Origin of the sequence: Undibacterium sp. GrIS 1.8, assembly GCF_040544445.1 — a bacterium.
Lineage (GTDB): Bacteria > Pseudomonadota > Gammaproteobacteria > Burkholderiales > Burkholderiaceae_D > Undibacterium.
In genome coordinates, this window is sequence record NZ_JBEONQ010000011.1 from 70,865 (window position 1) to 94,726 (window position 23,862).

The 23,862-nt window shown below is 44.2% G+C and carries 14 protein-coding genes; 6 read left to right on the top strand and 8 right to left on the bottom strand.

All coding sequences use genetic code 11. The features are described 5' to 3' along the window. Positions 1-34 precede the first annotated feature (34 nt). Positions 35-1,072, top strand: a complete 1,038-nt coding sequence (locus tag AAKU64_RS07235; protein ID WP_354361940.1) for a zinc-dependent alcohol dehydrogenase family protein — start codon at positions 35-37, stop codon at positions 1,070-1,072. A gap of 43 nt (positions 1,073-1,115) precedes the next feature. Here AAKU64_RS07235 and AAKU64_RS07240 read toward each other — a convergent pair whose 3' ends face one another. Continuing rightward, a complete protein-coding gene (locus AAKU64_RS07240; RefSeq protein WP_354361941.1) occupies positions 1,116-1,925 on the bottom strand; it encodes a Crp/Fnr family transcriptional regulator in 810 nt (269 codons plus the stop codon). Between the two features lie 582 nt (positions 1,926-2,507). Further along, complete coding sequence (locus tag AAKU64_RS07245) at positions 2,508-3,242, bottom strand: Crp/Fnr family transcriptional regulator (protein WP_354361942.1); 735 nt, start codon at positions 3,240-3,242, stop codon at positions 2,508-2,510. A 477-nt stretch (positions 3,243-3,719) separates the two neighbouring features. On the opposite strand from AAKU64_RS07245, the gene AAKU64_RS07250 reads away from it, so the two are divergent. Both AAKU64_RS07250 and AAKU64_RS07255 read left to right on the top strand, forming a co-directional pair. Next, positions 3,720-5,852 carry a GGDEF/EAL domain-containing response regulator gene (locus AAKU64_RS07250; RefSeq protein ID WP_354361943.1) on the top strand — a complete coding sequence of 711 codons (2,133 nt, stop codon included), beginning with the start codon at positions 3,720-3,722 and terminating at the stop codon, positions 5,850-5,852. Between the two features lie 152 nt (positions 5,853-6,004). After that, a complete protein-coding gene (locus tag AAKU64_RS07255; protein WP_354361944.1) occupies positions 6,005-6,748 on the top strand; it encodes a Crp/Fnr family transcriptional regulator in 744 nt (247 codons plus the stop codon). Between the two features lie 78 nt (positions 6,749-6,826). On the opposite strand, the gene AAKU64_RS07260 is transcribed toward AAKU64_RS07255, so the two are convergent. The 4 genes from AAKU64_RS07260 to AAKU64_RS07275 all read right to left on the bottom strand — a co-directional run bounded on the left by AAKU64_RS07260 (position 6,827) and on the right by AAKU64_RS07275 (position 9,370). Beyond that, positions 6,827-7,000, bottom strand: a complete 174-nt coding sequence (locus AAKU64_RS07260; RefSeq protein ID WP_354332063.1) for a DUF1289 domain-containing protein — start codon at positions 6,998-7,000, stop codon at positions 6,827-6,829. 26 nt (positions 7,001-7,026) lie between these two features. Next, positions 7,027-8,358 (bottom strand): CDF family Co(II)/Ni(II) efflux transporter DmeF, encoded by a 1,332-nt coding sequence (dmeF, locus tag AAKU64_RS07265; protein WP_354332061.1) that lies wholly within the window; start codon positions 8,356-8,358, stop codon positions 7,027-7,029. Between the two features lie 55 nt (positions 8,359-8,413). After that, positions 8,414-8,689, bottom strand: a complete 276-nt coding sequence (locus AAKU64_RS07270; RefSeq protein ID WP_322118451.1) for a metal/formaldehyde-sensitive transcriptional repressor — start codon at positions 8,687-8,689, stop codon at positions 8,414-8,416. Positions 8,690-9,187: 498 nt separating this feature from the next. Beyond that, positions 9,188-9,370: a CsbD family protein gene (locus AAKU64_RS07275; RefSeq protein WP_354332058.1), complete on the bottom strand. Its 183-nt coding sequence runs from the start codon at positions 9,368-9,370 to the stop codon at positions 9,188-9,190. Positions 9,371-9,845: 475 nt separating this feature from the next. Here AAKU64_RS07275 and AAKU64_RS07280 point away from each other — a divergent pair, with 475 nt between their 5' ends. Continuing rightward, on the top strand, positions 9,846-18,863 hold the full coding sequence (locus AAKU64_RS07280) for a glycoside hydrolase family 94 protein (protein ID WP_354361945.1): 9,018 nt from the start codon (positions 9,846-9,848) through the stop codon (positions 18,861-18,863). 710 nt (positions 18,864-19,573) lie between these two features. Beyond that, on the top strand, positions 19,574-20,626 hold the full coding sequence (locus AAKU64_RS07285) for an OmpA family protein (protein ID WP_354361946.1): 1,053 nt from the start codon (positions 19,574-19,576) through the stop codon (positions 20,624-20,626). 124 nt (positions 20,627-20,750) lie between these two features. On the opposite strand, the gene AAKU64_RS07290 is transcribed toward AAKU64_RS07285, so the two are convergent. Further along, complete coding sequence (locus AAKU64_RS07290; RefSeq protein WP_354332121.1) at positions 20,751-21,623, bottom strand: YihY/virulence factor BrkB family protein; 873 nt, start codon at positions 21,621-21,623, stop codon at positions 20,751-20,753. Between the two features lie 340 nt (positions 21,624-21,963). Between AAKU64_RS07290 and AAKU64_RS07295 the strand changes: the two genes are divergently transcribed. Beyond that, positions 21,964-22,533, top strand: coding sequence for a BON domain-containing protein (locus AAKU64_RS07295; RefSeq protein WP_354332053.1), 570 nt, complete (start codon positions 21,964-21,966; stop codon positions 22,531-22,533). A gap of 17 nt (positions 22,534-22,550) precedes the next feature. Here the strand turns inward: AAKU64_RS07295 and egtB are convergent, their stop codons facing one another. Beyond that, positions 22,551-23,855: an ergothioneine biosynthesis protein EgtB gene (gene egtB, locus AAKU64_RS07300; RefSeq protein WP_354332051.1), complete on the bottom strand. Its 1,305-nt coding sequence runs from the start codon at positions 23,853-23,855 to the stop codon at positions 22,551-22,553. Positions 23,856-23,862: the final 7 nt, after the last annotated feature.

Sequence of the window (23,862 nt, forward strand, 5' to 3'; positions counted from 1 at the left end):
GCAGTCCATATAGTAAGAACAATAGGGGAAGATGATGAAAGCATTTGTATATCGTGGTTCAGGACTGAAGGCGCTTGAGGATCGACCTAGACCGGTCATACAAGTGGCCGGTGATGCCATCGTCAAGATGCTAAAGACGACTATCTGCGGTACTGATTTACATATTCTCAAAGGCGATGTAGCAAGCTGCACACCGGGACGCATTCTCGGGCACGAGGGCGTAGGCGTAATCGATAGTGTCGGCGCAGGTGTTACCGCTTTTCGGGTTGGCGATCATGTCTTGATTTCATGTATATCCTCTTGTGGTAAATGTGAATACTGCCGTCGTGGTATGTATTCGCATTGCACAACAGGCGGCTGGATTTTAGGGAATAAGATCGATGGAACGCAGGCAGAATATGTGCGTATTCCGCATGCAGACACCAGTCTCTACCCAATACCGGCTGGCGCAGATGAAGAAGCTTTAGTGATGCTCAGCGATATTTTGCCAACCGGGTTTGAATGCGGCGTCCTCAATGGCAAAGTCGCCCCCGGATCAATCGTCGCGATTGTCGGCTCTGGTCCCATCGGGCTAGCTGCTTTGCTGACAGCACAATTTTATTCTCCCGCAAAAATCATCATGATTGATCTGGACGATCATCGTCTGGAAGTGGCAAAACGGTTTGGTGCGACCGATACGATTAACAGCAAGAATGGCAAAGCGGTCGAATCCCTGATGCAGATAACCGATCAGCGCGGGGCGGATACCGCGATAGAAGCCGTCGGTATTCCTGCCACATTTGAACTATGCGAAAAAATAATCGCAGCAGGTGGCACCATCGCCAATGTGGGCGTGCATGGCACTAAGGTGGATTTATTTCTGGAAAATCTCTGGGATCGGAACATCACCATCACCACGCGACTGGTTGATACGGTTAGTACGCCAATGTTGATGAACGTAGTGCAGTCAAAAAAGATCGACCCCAAATTATTGATTACCCATCGGTTCAAACTCAACGACATCATGAAAGCCTATGATACTTTTCAGCATGCGGCAGAGACTCAGGCGTTGAAGGTGATTATTACCATGTAGTTACTTAACTAATTTAATCTGCTTGCGGGTTTTGCTTGTAGTTTTAGTTGTCGTTTTGCCGGTTGTTGGTATCTACTTTATCGGACCGTTTAGGATTACTCCTTCTGTCGGAGGCTCCCAATATATGCTTAGGATCACCTTGTGGAATATCTTTGAGTAACCTGTCAAATTCTGCTTTAACGACGGCATAACATTCGCAAACGGTTTTTTCTAAGCGAGGACGATCAATAACTTCGATGTTGCCACGAGTGTATTTGATTAATCCCATTTTTTGTAGTTTACCCGCGGCCTCGGTTACGCCTTCACGTCTTACACCCAGCATATTAGCGATTAGTTCTTGCGTCATTTTTAAATTATCTGATGGTAAGCGATCCAGACTTAACAATAACCACCGACACAATTGCTGCTCAATAGAATGATGGCGGTTGCATACCGCTGTTTGTGTCATTTGTGTGATCAATGCCTGGGTATAACGCAGTAATAGGCGCAGCACTGGACCGGCACGATTAAACTCATCCTTCAGATGTTCTGATTTAAGCCGGTAACTATAGCCTTGGCTTTGTACCACAGCGCGACTGGGGGTCGTCTCACCACCCATGAAGAGAGAAATGCCTAGTATGCCTTCGTTGCCGACAATTGCTATCTCTGCCGATGCGCCATTTTCTAAAACGTACAACATAGAAATGATAGAGGTGGTCGGAAAATAGACATACTTGAGTAATCCACCTGCCTCGTACAGTACTTCGCCCAAAGACATTTTGACTAATTCTAAATGCACAGACAAACGGTCAAATTCGGCTCGAGGTAAAGCTGCGAGCAGAAGATTTTGCATTGGACTATCGGATGTTGACATGGGATAAGTAGAGTGCTGCAATCATCGTTTCAAGATCACATGGATTATTTAGACTGGATTATCTATTTGCAGAATACCAATTAGGTGACGCTTTGTATGTGCGTTATCAAACATATGTCAAATAGTAGCTGCTTTGGAAGAAATTTTAGACAAAAAGGTGAAAATTTAGAGCCGATGATGCGAGCATATTTCCCCAATTCTTAGCCTCAGCCAGACTATGAATGATTTATTCTGTAATGGGGTAAAAGTCGAACTAAAAAGATAATCAACTCTACCCGCTTTTTATTCAACGCTTGCTAAAAGACACTGAAGGTCGGTGATCAGAGATTTGATACCTGGTTAAGGTTACGGCTTAATTAACTGGACGCAGGTTTAGATTTGGAGCACGGCGAGCAAACAACGCTGAACAGCGACGACGAAAAATCGCTGATATTATTTTTTTAGAACTTAGGCAGAATTGTCCCGGCAAGAAGTAGCAACGAAGGCGGTACTTTAATACGACTAGTTGATACTACACCGCTGGGACAATTTTGCTTAAGTCCTGCTCTTACGATTTCAAACAGATAATCAGTCGCAAATGACTTAGGCTGCAACTGGATCTAAGCGCGGTATATCGGTCATCAGACGATCAAATTCTTGTGTAATTACGGAATAACATTCACAAGCTGCTCCCTCCAAAGCAGGGCGGTTTAGTACGTCAATACTGCCACGGCTGTATTGAATGATGCCATTACGTTGCAGATTGCCGGCTGCCTCGGCGACTCTTTCTCTTCGCAGACCGAGCATATTCGCTATCATTTGCTGGGTCATGGTGAGTTGGTTGGTTGATGTCCTGTCCAGACTGAGCAGTAACCAGCGACATAACTGCTGCTCCACAGAGTGATGCCGGTGGCATACCGATGTCTGTGTCATTTGTATAATCAGTGCCTGGGTGTAGCGCAAAAGCAGTCTCAATAACGGCCCGGCACGATCAAATTCTTCCTTCAGTATTTGACCTTTTAAGCGATAGGCAAAACCACTGCTTTGTGCCGTAGCCCGATCCGGTGTCGTGTCCCCACCCATGAATAACGATATTCCAACGATGCCTTCTTTGCCGACCACGGCAACTTCGGCTGACTCGCCATTTTCCAGGACATAGAGCAGCGATACGATACATGAGACAGGGAAGTACACATATTGTAGCTGTGCTCCCGATTCATACAGGGCTTCTCCCTGCTCAAAAGAGACTAACTCTAAGTGAGCGGACAGACGCTCAAATTCGGCAACAGACAATGCTGCAAGCAGATGATTTTGGGTTGGACTGTAAGAAATTTGCATTAACGATTTGTGAAATTTTTTGGTCTTGCTGAATACGGAAATAAAATTCTAATTAGAAATCTTTTAAAGGCTATCACGAACGATAAAAAAATTATGCGCGGTACAGCACACATGAATAAATGATTTTAAAAAAATCGAATTTAATGGTTTATTTGTTGTACTTGCGGCCAGTTTAGACCGACTTTGACGACAACATTTTTAACTATGTTCGCTATCGTACAGACGTGCGTTTGGGCGATGCGTAGGTTCTGATAGATGAGGATAGTTGACTAAATGTATGCAGGTTTAATGTCTCCCATACAGGCAATAGAAAACTAAACTAAGACCAAATTGGGTATCCATCCTTTACGGCGGCGACCAAAGATTCCTACCATCTACGAGCCTGGAAAACAATCATGAATATGCATTTGAATCAGTATGCTCTCTATAAGTTCAATTGGTTTAATACGTCCCCTTTTATAGTTGGAGCTGACTGATATGGGGAATCGAATTTTAGTGATCACAAATGATCGTGCCGATGCCCAAATACTTAATGATGTTTTGTCGCGAGCTAGTGATGGACCCTTTGAGATAAAAACTGTCACACAGCTTTGTGATGCACTGGACCATCTTAAAGAAGATAAAACAGACGCGATTTTGGTTGATTTAAGTTTGCCCGACTGCGATGGCACCGCTACGTTTGATCGTCTGTTTGCGCTTGTACCTCATATTCCCATTTTGACCTTATGTGATGACGGCGATGAGGATTGTGAGGCAATGGCGGCTGAAGCGGTGCAAAAAGGCGCTCAAGGCTACCTGACAAAAGGTCATTTTGGTAGTTATCTGGTGCCTCAATCCTTACGGAATATTATTCAGCGTAAAGCCGTAGAAGAAAATATTTATCTTGAAAAAGCGCGCGCAGAAATTACACTTAATTCGATTAGTGATGCGGTGATCGGTACAGATATGTTAGGTAACGTCGATTATCTGAATATCGCTGCTGAACATATGACGCTCTGGTCCAGAGAGGAGGCACGTGGTCACCCTATCAGCGATATTATGCCCATCATCAATGGGCAAACGCGTGAGCCTAAACCTAATCCGGTGACTCTGGTTTTGCATGAAGATAAAGCCACCGTACTGACGCCTGACACTGTATTGATCCGACGCGACGGTGTCGAGATTGCGATTGAGGATTCGACCTCGCCGATCCATGATTCCAATAGGAAAATTGCAGGAGCTGTGATCGTGTTTCACGATATTACGGCAGCGCGAGCGATGGCGATGAAGATGGCGCATCTGGCGCAACATGATTTTCTTACTAATTTGCCTAACCGCGTATTGCTTAACGATCGTATTGCCCAAGCGATTAATTTAGCAAAGCGGCGCGGTACCCATCTGGCGATCTTGTTTTTGGATCTGGATAATTTTAAGCATATCAACGATTCTTTGGGTCACTCCACAGGCGACAAACTATTGCAGTCGGTTGCAGGTCGTTTGTCCGCATGTGTAAGAGGCTCGGATACAGTGAGCCGACAGGGCGGTGATGAATTCGTTATTTTGGTATCGGAAGACCAGGGTGCGGAATATGCTTCTATCACCGCTGAAAAAATATTAGTTGCAATGGCAGAATCTCATGCCATTACTAAAAATGAGTTGCATGTGACAACAAGCATTGGCATTAGTGTTTATCCTGCGGATGGGCAAGATGCAGAGACGCTGATTAAAAATGCCGACACTGCAATGTACCAAGCCAAAGAAAAAGGCCGGAATAATTTTCAGTTTTTTAAAAACGAAATGAATATCCGTGCAGTTGAAAGGCAATTGATCGAAACCAACTTACGGCACGCGATTGAGAGACAAGAATTTTTGCTTTATTACCAGGTAAAAATCAATCTGGCTACTGACGAAATTACGGGTGCTGAGGCGTTACTGCGTTGGATGCATCCAGTATGGGGCTTGGTGTCTCCAGGGCGTTTTGTCGCGATAGCTGAGGAGTGTGGCCTAATCGTACCGATCGGTCGCTGGGTGTTGCAGGAAGCCTGCTCTCAACTGAAAAAATGGCAAAAGGAAGGACTAAAACTTGACTCAATTGCAGTCAATATCTCTGCAGTAGAATTTCGATTCCACGATTTCGTCGAGGGTGTCGCTGCGATTCTAAAAGATACTGGCTTAGAGGCGCGTTATCTGCAACTGGAAATCACTGAAAGTGTCTTGATGCGTGATGCGGAATGCAGCACCAGTATTTTGCAAGAATTAAAAAAAATGGGGATACAGCTGGCAGTAGATGACTTTGGTACGGGGTATTCGAGCTTAAGTTATCTGAACCGTTTTCCGATAGATGTACTTAAAATTGATCGCTCATTTGTGCAAGATATCGACAACACAAAAAATAATGGTTTTATTGTGAATGCGGTGATTGCAATGGGTAATAGTCTCAAACAAAAAGTGGTTGCTGAAGGTGTTGAGGAACAAATTCAACTGAACTTTTTAAAAGAAAATTTGTGTGAAGAAGGTCAGGGTTATTTTTTTAGCCGACCACTTCCAGCACAGGCTTTTGCTACCTTGCTTGCTAATGGACTACCCATATTAAAAGCTGCTAATACTAATATTAATCTCAATGCAGAGTAAGAAAAATTTGCTCTTCAAAACAGACCCTGGATAACAATCCTAAGATAGATTCTCTGTTCTGTTCGTTAACGTACATACGGTATTAGATGGCTTATGTATTCTACAAAACATACTCCGACCGTCAATTGTCGAACACTACTGAGGACTAATAGATGAAGTTTTACACTCCTCTGGCCAATCGTTTGCTCGCTGGTTTATCCAGCGACGAACAAGAGCACTTGGGTAAGCATTGCGATGTCGTTCATCTGGAATATGGACAGGTATTATTTGAACCTGGGCAGCAGATTGAGGACGTTTATTTTCCAGAGGATTGTCTGATTTCTCTTCTTGGCATATTAAATATGCGAACCAGCCTTGAGGTAGGATTGGTCGGTAATGAGGGTGTCGTTGGGATGTCACCGAATTTGATTGCGCCAGCTCCTCAAGACAGCACAGAAAATGCTGAAAATAGGGTGGTGACTTTCAAAGTGCAAACCAGGGCCGTTGTCCAAAAAGCGGGCAGAGCGATTAAAATTTCTTCGGAAAATCTGATCGTTGAATGTAAAAAAAATCCTCAATTGCAATTGATTTTATTTAACTACGTTAACCGGTTTTTAGCGCAGACAACTCAAATTGCTGTCTGTAGTACATTCCATATGCTAGAAGCTCGTCTGGCGCGATCGCTGTTGACGACCAAGGACCATTTACAATCGTCAGAATTTCATTTAACCCATGAATTTATCGCTCATTCACTCGGTGTAAGAAGAGTCGGCGTCACCAAAGCAGCAAGTGCGCTGCAAAGACGCAATCTAATTGGTTATAGCAGAGGACAAATAAAAATTCTTGATGAAGCAGGCTTAGCCTCGGTATCTTGTGAGTGCTATCAGATCATCAAGGATATTAATGACATACATTGAGATCAGTTCGGATTAGTTCAGATCAATTAAGGTTGATTGAAATGGAAGTTTAAATATTTTTAAGGTGTTTGAGCCACCTTATTTTTGCAATTTAATTTCGCGTCTTGGACGGTCTTGCAGTATCTGATGGCGTCGATTATCTTTCATTTTTTTCCAATCTTTACATTCGTCTCGTGTCCTCAGACACGCGACGCAATATCCGGTCTTACCATCAAACTTACAGACCTCAATACAAGGTGATTTGGCACTCATCGGCTATATTTTTATCTGCTGGGATTTTAAATTGCCGTTGGTCCAACAAGCGCTTCGGAATGGACTTCAACCGTAATGTGTGACAGTCCTTTTACTTGCTTTAATTCGGTATGATAAAAAGCTGGGTTGCGCTCTGCGACTTTAGTGACGACTGATACTACTGCACCAAAGTGCCCGGGGCCAAGACGCCATACATGTAGATCGACTAATTTATCACCAGCAGTTTCTACCGCGATGCGCACTTTATTTGCAAGCGCATCACTTGGGCTAACATCCATCAAAATTGCGCCAGTGTCACGGATCAGGCCATAAGACCAGTTGGCGATGACGAGAGCGCCGATAATACCTGCCAATGGGTCCATCCATAACCAGCCATATATTTTCGCTAAAACTAAGCCGATGATAGCTAGCACGGATACGGCAGCGTCCGCGATGACGTGTACGTAAGCTGCTCGCATATTATGGTCGCGCGTATCGACACCATGATCGTCGTGTTCTGCATGTCCGTGGTTATCTTCGTCACCATGCGCATGTTCTTCAAACGTAGCGCTATATTCGTCATTAGGTAGCGCAAGAAGTACTTTAAATTCGTGCGGCTCAGGAATTGCTACCGTTGATTCAAGATAATCAGATTTTTGAGTAAACCCAAAAACTTGGCGTGTGCCATCAGGACGGATCGTCGTTACCGTTACATCCTGCGGTAATAATGCGACTTTTAAATTGTGTAAGGCGATACGAAATACCGGTGGGATACCATCTTCAAAAATCGAGAGTGCAATAACACCAGCGGAGGTCTTAATCTGCTGGACTTCTTCGGCATGATCGTGATTGTCTTCGTGTTTTTCATGCTGCGCATGAGTATGGCCATGAGAGTGCCCATGGCTATGTCCGTGGTGATCGCCACTTAATAACCAGGCACTGACAATATTGACCAATAAGCCCACGACAGCGATGGGAATTGCCTCATCAAAATGAATTGGCACCGGCGACAGCAGGCGAGAAATCGCCTCATATCCAATCAATAGTGCAATCATCGCTAAGATAATCGCACTGGTAAAACCTGCCAGATCACCTAACTTGCCTGTACCAAAGACAAAGCGTGGATTGTTCGCGTGTTTGCGGGCATAGGTATAAGCAAGCGCCGCAATTAACATCGCACCTGCATGGGTTGACATGTGCATGCCATCTGCTACCAGCGCCAAAGAGCCAAATAAGCTACCACCGATGATCTCTGCAATCATCATGGCGCTGCACAGCACAATTACAGCCCAGGTTTTACGGCCATTTTTGTCGTGACTTTCACCCAGAAAAACATGGTCATGACCAAGCGAGAAGGGTGTTTCGTACAAACTGCTCATAGCGTTACCTTTAATAATTATTTCTACTAATTTTTAATAATCTCTAAGCTTCAGCCTACTTAAAATAGCTGTGAATGATTTCTACCAATTGTTCTTTGCCGTCACTCTCTTCGCCATCATGCGGCTCAGCATCGACCAGATGAGTGCGGATGTGATCTTCCAATACAACAGCAAGCAAGCCGTTCATCGCGCCTCTGCAACTCGTGAGCTGCTGCAGTACGGTGATACAGCTACTTTCTTCAAGCAAAGTACGCTCAATCGCATCGATTTGTCCACGGATACGGCGTACACGGTTAAGAAGCTTCTGTTTATTGCGGACAGTATGACCCATGTTTGATCTCTAAATATAGGGTAGGGGACTATATTATAGTTTGAATAAAGCCTTAAGTCAGCAGAATTTATTTGGAGTAAAAAATGAAGAGGAACTGAGTGAAGATGCCTCGCGTTGAAGATAAAAAAACACAGAAATAGTTTGAGGTTCTTATATTTTTACACTGGGTTTTACTTGGCCTCAGCGTTATTCTCTATGTTACTAATGTATATACTGGTGGTGTGTATATTTATATTGTCCATATATTTTATGGTCTATCGTTGATATTTATTATAAATAGAGGGGAGTATATGTATCTGATCAATATTAAGTAGATGTCGACTTCATCTTTAAGATCTAATTACTTATATTTTTTTGCAGCGAGTTGTATACGTGGATTTATATGTAGTTTCTCGATAAAACCAGACGAAAAAAATTAAGGGGCATCGATCATTCAATCAATGCCCCCTTCAACGTAACTTGGCTTCTTAGCTTATTACGTCACTCGTTTTATCCAAATTACTTTTTGAGTGAATCTTTAATTGCTTCTTTGGCGTTGCCAATATTTTTCTCAGCTTTGCCTTCAGCCTGCTTCAACAAACCTTTAGCTTGTTGTTCTTTACTACCAACTAATTTGCCGGCACCTTCTTGTGCTTTGCCAGAAATTTCTTTTGCTACGCCTTTGACTTGGTCTTTATTCATGATTGTTTCTCCTTTAAATAATGGACAATTCCATCAACTTACTTCGCAATGAATTAAACAACTGATGGGGGGAGCTCGTGTGCGAAACGTTAAAAGTGTTTGCACAGACTATTTTTAAAGCTCTCTCAAATTCAGTAATTACAGATTAAAGAATGTTGATTAAATGATCTGTACGATAACGCACAGTTGCTTTAAAAATCTCCTCAAACTTTGCTCTTACTTGAGCGCGACGCTGACATATTTAAGGATATTTCTGCAAATCAACGTAGTAGCTCGTTTTGATCAAGATTGTCGCTATGTACGTTGGCGTACCGAGTTTTTAAAAGTTAAAGCCTATAAGAAAGCACTATCTATTTGTAATTTATTTACTTATGCGTTGCATTCACTCATGGTCAATTCTGCATAACTTGTATGTCTTGTTTTAATAATCTAGACACCTCGAGTGCAGGAACCATCATCGTAAAGTCCGACTCCCATGTTAAAAGAAATTACTGTTTTAAGCCTTGACTCAGACGAAGAAAACTCATTGCCGCCACTAAAGTCAGAGTTGTTTAGTGCCGCTCAGATGGAACATCATGGTGGCGTCCTGGCAAAATCCCATAAAGTACATCATGACAAAAAGCCAGATCAGCTTTTATCTCGCCTGGCTGATAATGAAGAAGCATTGATCAATGCCTGTGCCGCACTGACTTCCGCATTAAAAGATAATCGTCAAATTACGCCTGCAGCTGAATGGTTATTGGATAATTTTTATTTGATTGAAGAGCAGATTCGCACGGCAAAGCAGCATCTTCCAAAAGGGTACAGCAAAGAGTTACCTCGCTTGATTAAAGGCACATATAGCAATCGCCCAAGGGTATACGACATTGCGCTAGAGACTATTTCACATGGTGACGGCAGGATAGATCCTGAAGGCTTAAGTCGATTTGTCGCCGCATATCAACAAGTGACTGTGCTCAAATTAGGTGAGCTATGGGCTATTCCCATCATGCTGCGCTTAGCGTTGATTGAAAATTTACGTCGTGTAGCGACCCGTATTGCATCTAGTCGGGTCGATAGAAATTTGGCTGGTAGTTGGGCCGATCAGATGATCGAGGCTGCAGAAAAAGATCCGAGTAAATTAATTTTATTAGTCGCCGATATGGCGCGCTCAGAACCGACTTTGAACAGTGCATTTGTCGCCGAGGTGGCGCGTCGTCTGCAAGGACAAAGTCCTGCGTTGACGCTGCCCTTGACCTGGATATCGCAGCGCTTAGCGGAATCCGGTACCACGATAGAGCATTTGGTTCAATTAGAGAGCCAGCGGCAGGCGGCGGACCAAGTATCCATCAGTAATAGCATTTGCAGTTTGCGCTTTTTGGGAATGATGGACTGGCGTGAGTTTGTAGAAACCATGAGCCATGTTGAGTATGTGCTTAGCCTTGATCATGCAGACATCTATAACAAGATGGATTTTTCTACCCGCGATTCTTATCGACATGTGATAGAAAATCTTGCGAAACGTTCATCATTGACGGAAGTCGAAGTCGCACAGCAAGCCCTGTTATTGTCTGAGCTGGCCGCTAAACTTAATGGTGATGAGGAAAGTGTTGATATTCGTACTGCACACATCGGTTATTACCTGATTGGAAATGGCCTATCGGCGTTAGAAAAACGCATTAATGTCCGGTATGGTTTATTCCAGAACGTGGCACAAAAGTGTAAAAAAATTCCTTTACACCTTTATCTCGGTTCCATCGCTTTACTGACAATCATTTTCACATCTATTCTGCTGAATCATTCTTACGACGATGGTGTACGTGACGGCATGCTCGTATTGCTGGGCGTGATTGTCGTTATCGCCAGCAGTCAGTTAGCGATCGCTTTAATCAATTGGCTGGTCACTGTATTGGCAACTCCGCAGGCTTTGCCGCGGATGGATTTTTCTAAAAGTATTCCGCCTTCGGCACGTACTTTAGTAGTGGTGCCGACGATGTTGTTTCATGTACAGAATATTGAGTTTTTATGCGAAGCCTTAGAGGTGCGTTATCTCGCTAATCGGGACGACAATCTACGATTTTGCTTATTGACAGATTTGCCGGATGCCAAGACTGAAACGACGCCAGCCGATGAGGCTTTGGTAGAGCAAGCAGTGGCATTAATTACCGCATTAAATGAACGCTACACTACAATCACCGCCTCAAACAAGAGTAGTCCATTTCTATTGTTACACAGGGCTCGTCGCTGGAATCCTCAAGAAAAAATGTGGATGGGATATGAGCGCAAACGCGGCAAATTATCTAACTTAAATGCGTTTTTACGCAATGGCTCTTGCGATATATTAACTGGCGAAGGATGTGAGCAACGGGATGCTTTGTTTGAGCGTATTGTCGGCGATGTACTCGCTTTGACCAGCGTTAAGTATGTCATTACCTTAGATTCCGATACACAATTACCACGCGATTCAGCACGCCAGTTTATTGCAACGATGGCGCATCCACTAAACCAGGCACGTTATGACGAAGTTAAGCAACGTGTGGTGGAAGGCTACGGCATATTACAACCGCGCGTGGTGGCTAGTCTGCCTAGTGCCAACGCCTCAATATATGAAAAATTATGTGGTGGGGAGGCCGGGATTGATCCCTACACGCGCTCGGTGTCTGATGTGTATCAGGATTTATTCCAAGAGGGATCATTCATTGGTAAAGGTATTTATGATGTGGATGCGTTCGAGCAGGCATTGCATCAGCAATTGCCAGAAAATCGTATTCTCAGTCATGATCTGCTAGAAGGTTGCTATGCCCGCGCCGGGTTAATCAGTGATCTGCAATTACATGAAGAATATCCGTCACGCTATAGCGCAGATGTCAGTCGCCGCCATCGGTGGATTCGTGGTGACTGGCAACTAATATCTTGGCTCATGCCAAAAGTCCCTGTAGTATTAAGTAGTCCTGATGGCTTGGGTGCTGCATCAACTTCTAAGAAATCGTCCGCTGCTCAAAGTGGATCTATCGTTGATCAAAATGCGAAGTTTGAAGCTAGCTCCTCAATTGCGCCAGTTAAAATAAGTAACAGCATCCGCAAACCAAATCCGCTATCTACCTTGTCACGCTGGAAAATTTTAGATAATTTACGACGTAGTTTGACGTCGCCGGTCTTGCTAACACTATTGGTACTGGGCTGGATAAAATTACCATCGTCGTGGTTGTGGAGTGTTTCTGTTCTTGCCGTTTTATTTTTACCTTCGTTGGCAGCATCTGTATTGGAGTTACTCAGAAAACCGCGTGAAGTATTAGTCCGTCAGCATCTGGTCGCCAGCTTCCGGTCTATGGAGCAACACACGACGAATGCACTATTAAACCTCGCCTTCCTTCCTTATGAAGCTTTTTATAGTTTGGATGCGATATTCAGAACGGTATGGCGAAAATGGATTTCACATCGCCGCTTGCTGGAGTGGAATCCCTCTAGCGAATCAAATCAAAAAGCCGGTACAACGCTGTTTGCATCAATCCGCACTATGTGGAGCGCACCCGTATTTGCCATTCTGGTTTTAGTGGCAATTATTAGCTTACGTCCAGGCGCCTTATCCCTTGCATTGCCATTCTTGTTGTTGTGGATGATTTCGCCTGTGATTGCTTGGCGCATTAGTTTGCCTATTCCTGAACGGCACTCTGCTTTAGAGGCGAATCAGCTAGTGTTTTTGCATCGTCTGTCACGTAAAACCTGGGCATTTTTTGAAACCTATGTCGGGCCTGAGGACAACTGGCTTCCGCCTGATAATATGCAAGAACACCCAGTTGCCGTCGTCGCTCACCGGACCTCGCCCACGAATATTGGATTGGCGCTGCTGGCGAATTTTTCTGCCTACGACTTTGCCTATATCGACATGGGGCAACTGCTGATACGTACTGAGAATACGATGCGCAGCATGGGGCAGTTAGAACGTTATCAAGGTCATTTCTATAATTGGTATGACACACTAAGTCTAAAGCCTTTAAATCCTGTCTACGTATCGACCGTTGATAGTGGCAACCTGGCGGGACACTTGTTAACAATGCGTGCCGGATTATTATTGCTGCCGGACCAAAGTATTTTGTCACCAAGCATATTCACTGGCTTGGGCCACACATTTAGCGTGTTACTCGACTTGGCAAAGCAAAATAAAACAGACGCTTCTGCGACTAATATTAATTATATTGCCGCTGCTGTTAGCGATAGCATGCTTGAGTTCAAGAAGCAATTAGCCACGACATCAGCGACGCCACCAGCGACCTTATCTGAAGCATATGAATTGCTAGCAATATTCCTGAGTAAGGCCAGTGATTTAACTGCTGCGATCGCGTCTGACCCCGGTCTCAGTAATGATAAAAAAGCCGAGATGCTCTGGTGGGCAAATGCTTTGATAAAGCAATCCCATGAGGCGCAGCAGGATTTATTATTGTTAGCACCTTGGCTCGCGATGCCGAATGTAGGAAATTTAATTCAGTATTTGCCCGAATTAAATAGTCTTTTAAATCTGAGTGATCTGGCAAGACTAGACGCAAAAATGCGGGCACAAATACAGACATTGGTCTCTAGCATAGAAGAGTCATCATCAGCGTTAGCTTTGGATCAGCAAACGCATTGGAATAATGTGATGGATTTCGTAGCAGAAGGCAGTCGGCGCGCAACTGAGCGTATGGGCACAATTACACGCTTAGCTTTACAGGCCACAGAGTTTGCGCGTATGGAGTACGGCTTTTTATATGACGCAGCGACCCATCTGTTAGCGATTGGTTATAACGTGACAGAACGTAGGCGTGATACCGGGTCTTATGATTTATTGGCATCGGAAGCAAGGCTATGTAGTTTTGTAGCTGTGGCGCAAGGCCAGTTGCCGCAAGAAACCTGGTTTGCGCTAGGGCGCCAGTTAACGATTGCCGGTGGCGAACCGATTCTCTTGTCGTGGAGCGGATCGATGTTTGAGTATTTGATGCCGCTGTTGGTGATGCCAAATTATCAGAATACTTTACTCGATCAAACTTATAAATCCGTTGTCGAGCGACAAATTGAATACGGTGCGCAGCGCGCCGTGCCTTGGGGGATTTCTGAATCGGGTTATCACGCCTTTGATGCTAGTCTTAATTATCAATATCGCGCGTTTGGCGTGCCTGGTCTAGGATTGAAGCGTGGTTTGGGAGATGATCTTGTGGTTGCACCTTATGCCTCTGCAATGGCACTGATGGTGGCGCCAGATCAAGCTTGCACCAACCTCCAGCGATTAGTGGAGGAGGGTGCCGAAGGACGTTTTGGTATGTTTGAGGCGATCGATTACACACCATCCCGTCTGCCGCGCGGACAAACGCAAGCACTGATCCGGTCATATATGGCACATCACCAAGGCATGAGTTTGTTATCGCTTGCGTATGTGCTGCTGGATCGGCCTATGCAAAAACGTTTTGAATCTGATCCTCTGTTCCAGGCAACGCTGTTATTGCTGAAAGAGCGGATTCCAAAACCAAGTAGTCACTATTCAAACACCACAGAACTGGCGGATATCCGCTCTACTGCCAGCGAACAGCAAATGCCTATGCGCATTATCAACAGAGTCGATACGCGTTTGCCTGAAATTCAATTATTGTCCAACGGCAGATATAACGTCATGGTCACCAATACCGGCGGCAGCTACAGTCGCTGGCGCGATTTGGCAATTACACGCTGGCGTGAAGATAGTACTTGCGATAATTGGGGCACGTTCTGCTATGTGCGCGATCAGTCCGACTCTAGTTATTGGTCCACCTCATATCACCCGACTTTAAAATTACCTAAAACGTATGAAGTGATTTTTTCAGAAGGTCGGGCAGAAATTCGACGTCACGATAATGGCTTTGACATGCATACCGAAATCGTCGTGTCGCCGGAGGACGATATCGAATTGCGCCGCACCCGTATCACCAACCGGACCCGGTTCACAAAAACAATTGACCTGACCAGTTATGCAGAAGTGGTGTTGGCACCTGCTGCCGCAGATACGATGCATCCTGCTTTTAGTAATCTGTTTGTACAAACAGAAATCCTGTCTCAGCATCAGGCGATTTTGTGTGTACGTCGTCCGCGTTCTGAGAATGACTTTACGCCGACCATGTTCCATCAGATGGTGGTGCATGGCGCGACCAGTGATGCGGTCTCTTACGAGACAGATCGCATGGCATTTATCGGACGCGGCAATACCGTCGCAGCGCCTGTTGCAATGACGACAAAGACATTATCTGGCAGCCAGGGATCAGTGCTTGATCCGATTGTGGCGATTCGTCATCAGATCACCTTAGCGCCAGAACAAACTGCGATTGTTGATATTGTGACCGGCGTAGCAGAGACACGTGACGCAGTCCTCAGCATGATTGAAAAATATCAAGATATGCATTTGGCTGACCGTGTATTTGAATTGGCCTGGACGCATAGTCAGGTGGTATTGCGCCAGCTCAATGCCAGCGAAGCTGATGCTCAATTGTATGAGCGCCTGGCTAGCTCAATTATTTATCCGAATGCTTTGTTGCGCGCCGACGCCAGTATTTTAGTAAAAAACCGTCGTGGTCAATCTGGTCTGTGGAGTTATGCAATCTCCGGTGATTTACCTATTGTTTTAGTGCATATCAGTGATGCAGAAAATATTGAATTAGTACGCCAGATGGTGCAGGCACATGCCTATTGGCGTATGAAAGGTTTAGCCGTCGATTTAGTGATCTGGAATGAAGACCGTGCTGGTTATCGCCAGATATTACAAGAGCAAATCATGGGTTTAGTTGCTTCAGGTATTGAGGCGCATGCGATGGAGCGTCCGGGCGGTATTTTTGTACGTCTTGCTGATCAGATACCAAATGATGACAGGATCTTATTGCAATCTGTTGCACGCGCTATTTTGTCTGATAGTCGCGGTACTCTGGCAGAGCAAATCAACCGACGTGGACAAGTGGAAGTACGTCCTCCACAACTGACAGTGACCCGACAGTTACCTGCAGCTTGGCAAGCAACTTCAGTATCGTCAAATACTAATCAGTCACCGATTTCTAGTAGACTGACTGATCTGGCAGACTTGATTTTGCCGAACGGCTTAGGTGGTTTTAGTAAAGATGGTCGTGAGTATATTATCCGTACAAATGAGTCCAATCTGACTCCCGCACCGTGGGTCAATGTATTAGCCAATCAACATTTTGGAACCGTCATTTCAGAGAGCGGCCAGTCTTATACCTGGGGTGAGAACGCGCATGAATTCCGACTGACACCTTGGTCTAATGATCCAGTTTCTGACAATGGAGGCGAGGCATTTTATTTGCGTGATGAAGATACCGGACACTTCTGGTCGCCAAGCCCCTTACCGCGCCGTGGTCAAGGCGACTATGTAACGCGCCACGGTTTTGGCTATAGCGTATTTGAACATACTGAGGCAGGTATTACATCCGAATTGTCGGTCTTTGTTGCGCCGGATGCTGCGGTTAAATTTTCGGTACTTAAAATACGCAATGATACTGGTGAGACAAGACGCTTATCCGCAACCGGTTATGTGGAATGGGTCTTGGGTGATGTTCGCCAAAAATCCGTCATGCATATCGTGACTGAAGCCGATCCTGCCACAGGCGCCATATTTGCCCGAAACTTCTATAACTCAGAATTTTGTGATCGCACAAGTTTCTTCTATGTCGATGCGATGAAATTGACGATGAGTGGCGACCGGACAGAATTTATTGGTCGCAATGGTAGTCTGCAAAATCCTGCAGCAATGAGCCGATCCCGATTGTCAGGAAAGTTAGGTGCTGGTCTCGATCCTTGTGCCGCGATACAAGTGCCATTTGAATTAGGTGACGGTGAACAGCATGAGATTATTTTTATGCTCGGTGTTGCGGGACAACGTAGCGCGGACGTCAGCAATTTAATACAACGCTTCCGCAGTAAATTAGCGACCCAGGAGACACTCACTAAAGTCAAAAATTATTGGCAACATACTTTGGGCGCAGTGCAAGTAGAGACGCCAGACATTGCCCTCAATATGTTGACCAACGGATGGTTGATGTACCAGACCATCGCTTGTCGCTTATGGGCACGGAGTGGCTTCTATCAGTCCGGTGGCGCATTCGGTTACCGCGATCAGTTGCAAGATGTGATGGCGATCATGCATACCCGTCCGGAAATGGCTCGCGAACATATTTTGGTCTGCGCCGCGCATCAATTTATTGAGGGTGACGTACAGCATTGGTGGCATCCGCCTATGAATCGCGGGGTACGCACCCATTGCTCTGATGATTATTTGTGGCTGCCGCTAGCGACTTGCCGTTACCTGACAAGTACCCATGATCATCGGATACTAGATGAGTCGGTTATTTTTATTGAGGGTCGTCAGTTGAATGCAGATGAAGATTCTTATTACGACTTACCTGGACAATCTAATCAATCCGCCTCGCTGTACGACCATTGTGTTCGCTCGATCTTACATGGCTTACGATTTGGCGCACATGGATTACCGTTGATAGGTTCATGCGATTGGAATGATGGCATGGATAAAGTCGGCGCCGCAGGCAAGGGCGAAAGTGTCTGGCTAGGATTTTTCTTGTACGAAGTCTTGATGCAATTTTCTGCTATCGCACAGCAACGAGGTGATCAAAGTTTCTCTTACCGATGCCAGCTAGAGGCTCAAAAATTACAAACTAATATCGAGCAGCACGCTTGGGATGGAGGTTGGTATCGTCGTGCTTATTTTGATGACGGCACACCTTTAGGTTCTGCCAGCAACGCTGAGTGCCAGATTGATTCAATCTCACAAAGCTGGTCTATTTTGTCGGAGGCTGGCGATCCTGTCCGTGCCCATACTGCTATGCAAGCAGTCAATCAACATCTGGTTCGTCGTGACCACGATTTAGTCCAATTACTCGATCCGCCATTTGATAAATCTGATCAAAATCCTGGCTATATCAGAGGATATCTACCTGGTGTACGTGAAAACGGAGGGCAATATACTCATGCTGCAATCTGGACTGCGATGGCATTTGCCAAACTAGGTGATAGCGAAAAAGCCTGGGAATTAATGACTATGATTAATCCAATTAATCATGCACTCACTCCCGCAGCAGTTGCCACTTACAAAGTAGAACCGTATGTGATCGCAGCCGATGTCTACGCAGTATCACCACATATCGGACGCGGTGGCTGGACCTGGTATACAGGATCATCTGGATGGATGTACCGCTTTATCACGGAGTCATTATTAGGTTTGACACTCGATGGAGAAAAACTATATTGCACACCTTGTATGCCTGTCGATTGGACAGAATTTAAATTACGCTATCGATACAAAGAAACCAGCTACAAGATCAACGTGACACAACAACTCGGTAGCGAAGTCAGTAAAGGAATTTCAGTGGATGGCGTCATGCAAGACTCCGCATTTATACCGCTGATCAATGATCAGCAAGAGCATATTGTCGAGATTATGTTAGTCAACCTGAAACCGCTTGCGTTGGCTGATGGTGGTGTTGAAACTTAAGTGGATGACTCAGGTAAAGCAACACGCAACGTAATATAGTAAGCAGAGAAAATATCCGATACTTAATGCGTAGAAGATGCATAAAATACCGCATTTTTTACGCCATTGTGTACAACGTCGTTAGGATTTTTACTCTGGCTTTTTTATATACTGATAACGAGTATTTATTAGTCGTCCATGAATTATCTGGCCAGTATGGTATTTTTAATAAAATAGATGGGGAGTATAGGTAAAACGACTAACAGTTAGAAATCATTTTAATTTATTCTATAAAAACATAATTCCCTATTGGTCTGATTGCTCATGTACAGATTTTTTCTGTAGCGGACGACATAGATAAATAAAAATTATTCAAAATATTTCTCAATAAATTCGGTGTCGACTTCAATTTTTCAGAGGTCTTGGCTGCATTAACTCCGTTTTAACCTCCCCACAAATTACCTTTAGCAAGTCAGTGCGCGCTACCTCATGTACGCGCTGTATATGCATGCGGTATTGCGTATTTTTAAAAAATTTAATTTTTTAATTTCTATGTTGGTTAGCGCACAGAAGCCATATGTACAACTCCGTAAGCTCCGTTCTCATGCGTTGCCGTGAAATTTTCTCTGGTTGTTTATAGGAAGAATTTTTAAATTTCTCCGTCATCAATATTTTTATTTTTTCAATGTTTTCTAATTCGTTTTCTAACTACTTTCTACTCAGGGTCTTATATGCATAAATTTAATAAAATCGCGCTCGCAGCCAGCTTATTGTGCGGAGTAGTATCCAGCAGCATGGCACAGCGTGCGCCAGAAAATTATGACTACAATCCATCTTGGTATGTCGCACCTAGTTTGGGTGTATTAGACGCAGATACGCACTATGGCGTGACAGGACATGGTCAAGCTGCTGCAATACGTTTTGGTAAAGCGATCTCCCAAGATTGGGATTTGCAATTTGGTACTAGCTACGGACGTAAGCGTGAAAACGGTACACGTTATCAACAAAATACATTAGGCGTCGATGCGATGTATATGTTTTCGCGTAAGAGTTTCCGCCCATTTGTCTTGATCGGCGGCGGCGCTCAATATGACAAAATCAACACGCCACTTGGCGAACGTGATGCGACTTCTCCTTACATCAACGCAGGTGCTGGTTTTCAATATGGCTTTACCGACCAGTTAGCAATGCAAGCTGATATCCGTCGTGTACATGGTTTTATCCGTGGTGATGATTTAGGATTTAGTCATTCGAATAATAATTATTTGAATGTCGGTCTGGTCTATACATTTGACAAGCCAGTGCAGCGTGCTGCCCGTGTAGAGCCCGCTCCGGAGCCAATGCCAATTACAGAAACAATGCCAGCACCAGTGCCGCCAACACCTGCGCCACCGCCACCACGTTTTGAAAAAGTCACATTGTCTGCAACAGAATTATTCGGTTTTGACAGCGCAAAACTAGGTATGCCACAACCGAAATTAGATGAAATTGCTTACGTGTTAAACAACAATACGCAAATCAATGATGTCGTCGTCAGCGGGTATAGCGATCGTATCGGTTCGCCTAAATACAATCTGAAATTGTCACAACGTCGTGCAGATGTCGTCAAAGCCTATTTGATCGATAAAGGTGTTGCTGCTACACGTTTAACAGCGCAAGGTAAGGGCGAAACAAATCCAGTCGTGCAGTGTACTGAAAAGAATAAGGCCGCTTTAATTACTTGCCTGGAACCAAATCGCCGCGTAGAAGTAGAGCAAATTACTGTTGAACGTCGCGTTCAGTAATGTTTTGCTAGCCCATATATAAAATATGCGGTGAGAATATAGTTAGATTATTTCTGATTTATTTCAGATAGGTAAAACGGCTAGAACAAAACATTGTTCTAGCCGTTTTACTTTGTAAAAATTTTTATGGTTTTGTAATTTTAGTTATGACTGTATCTAAACTCAGGTCACGCAAGCTACCAAAACACAGCGCATACTGACGGGTAAATTCTGCACCTAATAAAAATATTTGCGCTGAATAATAAACCCACAGCAATAATGCAATCATCGATCCGGCAGCACCAAAACTATTTGCTATGCCGCTGTTCCCGATATACACACCGATGCCATATTTGCCGATAGTGAATAATCCTGCGGTACCAGCGGCACCAATCCAGACATCGCGCCAGGATAATTTTACCTGCGGCAGCATTTTAAAAATCACTGCAAAAAGTGAGGCAATAACACCAAACCCAATTAATGAGGACAATGGCATTAAAACTACCGCAACATCGATTTGCAAGGCATCCCAATAATGCTCTAAAAATACCAGCACCGCACTGACAACCAGCGATACCAGCATCAAAAATGCCAGCACTAATATCAGACCAAACGATAATAAGCGCGTACGTATCACTACCCAAATACTAGATTGACGTGTTTTTGGTACTTGCCAAATTTCGTCCAGACTTTCTTTCAATTCTGCAAAAACGCTGGTCGCACCAATCAATAACAATACGCTGGCAATGATGGTCGCCATACGCCCATCCTCCGGGTTACGTGCACCAGCCAACAGCATCTGAATCGTCTCGGCACTATTGTGACCTACCAGGCCTTGCAGCTGACTAAATATCTCGCCCTGAGCCGCTTGTTTGCCATAAAAGAAGCCTGCAATTGCCAACACCAATACCAAAATCGGCGCCATAGAAAACAAGGTGTAAAACGCCAAGGCGGCACCTTTACTTGCCGCTCTATGGTTTATCCATTCTTTTATAGAAAGAAAAATGACTTTAATCATTTTTTTGATCAAGGAGGAATTGGGATTTACTAATTGATTATAAGTTTGCTCGGACATGTTCTCAAATTGTTTCATTTTTTGGATTTTTTGATGATGCTTTAATTTAGTTGGAATATGTTTATTTTCATAAAAAAATTAAAAATTTGTGTGCGTTAGCGAACAGAGTATCAACATGGCTAAAGGCATGATTAAGTCACCAGTGGGGCTGAATTTTAATGATCTGAATAAGATCAAAACCATTAACAAGACCAGCCTCTCTAAAGCACGGATGGACGTCATTTATAGATAGTGCTCCATTGTGCTGATCGATTTACGTACTCATAAAATCAAAGGACATGTCATGAAAAAATTATCCACAGGACTATATTGGGGTGCAACCGGCGCACTGTTAATCTTACTGGCTGGGTGCAATAAGCCAACCGATGTTGCCGGTAGTTCAGCACCGGATATCTCTGTCGGTACGCAAGTTGACGATACTGTTGTCAGCGCCAAAGTGTCTTCTGCTTTATTAGCTGACAATGAGGTAAAAGCGTATGACATTAAAGTAGCTACTCGTAAAGGCGAGACAATGTTAAGCGGCTTTGTTGATAGTCAAAGTCAGATTGATCACAGCGTTGCGATTGCGAAAAATGTAGAAGGTGTTAAGTCTGTCGATAATAAATTAATGCTGAAAGAATCAAGAACCATCGGCAATAAAATTGACGATGGCGTTATCACCGCAAAAGTGAAATCTGCCTTGATCGCTGATGCCTCTATTAAAAGTTTAGATATTGCCGTGATCACTAGCAAAGGTGACGTTCAACTCAGTGGTTTTGTCGATAGCGATACACAAATTGTGCGTGCAACCGAAGTAGCCAAAACGATTGAAGGCGTACAAAAAGTAACTAATCAGATGAGTATAAAAAAGTAATTTGATTAGGTAATCAGTTATCGTGCCAGGCGGATGCCAGAGAACTGCCAACAAGTATGCGCAGGGAAAAAATTACGATAACTAGCTCTGAGGTGGTTTATTGGTGTAGCACATGAGCCACCTCGCAATACATATTGATTGACCATAAATTTACCGTTGTACTCACCAACGGCATCTGTTTTTGCGCGAAAGCCAGGGTAGGGAGCATAACTTGATTGTGTCCATTCCCATACATCACCAAACATCTGCTTTAGCTCATGCGCAGACAACGGATTGTGAAGATCCTGATCGGGCATAGGATGAAATAATCCGCTGTCAGAAAAATAGCCTTTTAACGGCAAGTTCTCAGCGGCATTCTCCCATTCAGCCTCCGTCGGTAGTCGTGCGTCTGCCCAACGAGCATACGCATCGGCTTCAAAATAAGATATATGTACGACGGGTTGATCAGGATTAAGTGGAACTAGTCCGTTCAAGGTGAATTCATTCCAAGCATTACTTTCTTGCACCCAATATAAAGGGTGATGGCGATCTTGTGCTTTAAGCCAATCCCATCCTTCTGATAACCAATATTGCGCTTGCTGATAACCACCCTCAGCAATAAATTGAGCGTATTCGCTATTGGTCACTAAACGTGAAGCCAGTTGATACGCTTGTAAATAAACCTGATGTCGTGGTGTCTCGTTATCAAAGAAAAATTCCGTATTTTCTAACTTATTTTCTGAGCTATTACGACCTATTTCAACAAGTCCAGCATCAAAATTACACCATACTAAATCCTGTGTGGCTTTTGGCAATTTAGTCGGTAATTTATTCGGTAGTTCAGCTGACTTGGAGGTATTTTTATAACCAGGGAATAAAGGGTTGAGTGAGAGTAAATATTTAATATCGGTTAGCATCAATTCTTGATGTTGTTGCTCATGATGCAGTCCCAGTTCTATCATTTGCAATAGGGCTTGGTTATCGATATTGGACACTAATAATGCTTGAATCCGTTGATCGACATTAGCGCGATAATCGATGACTTCATCCAAGCTGGGGCGAGTTAGCATACCGCGTTGCGAACGAGGATGCTTGTCACCGATGGCGTTGTAATAGGAATTAAACAGAACACGAAAGGCTGGATGATAGGGCGTAAATTTTAGCTCCCAAGGCTCTAACACAAAGGTTTCAAAAAACCAGGTGGTATGCGCCAGATGCCATTTAATTGGACTAGCGTCCGGCATAGGCTGCACGCAACAATCTTCTGCTGAGAGTGGTGCAGCCAGAGACATCGTTTGATTACGGATTGAGGTGTAATTATGATGTGAATTGGTAGATATCATTGGCCGG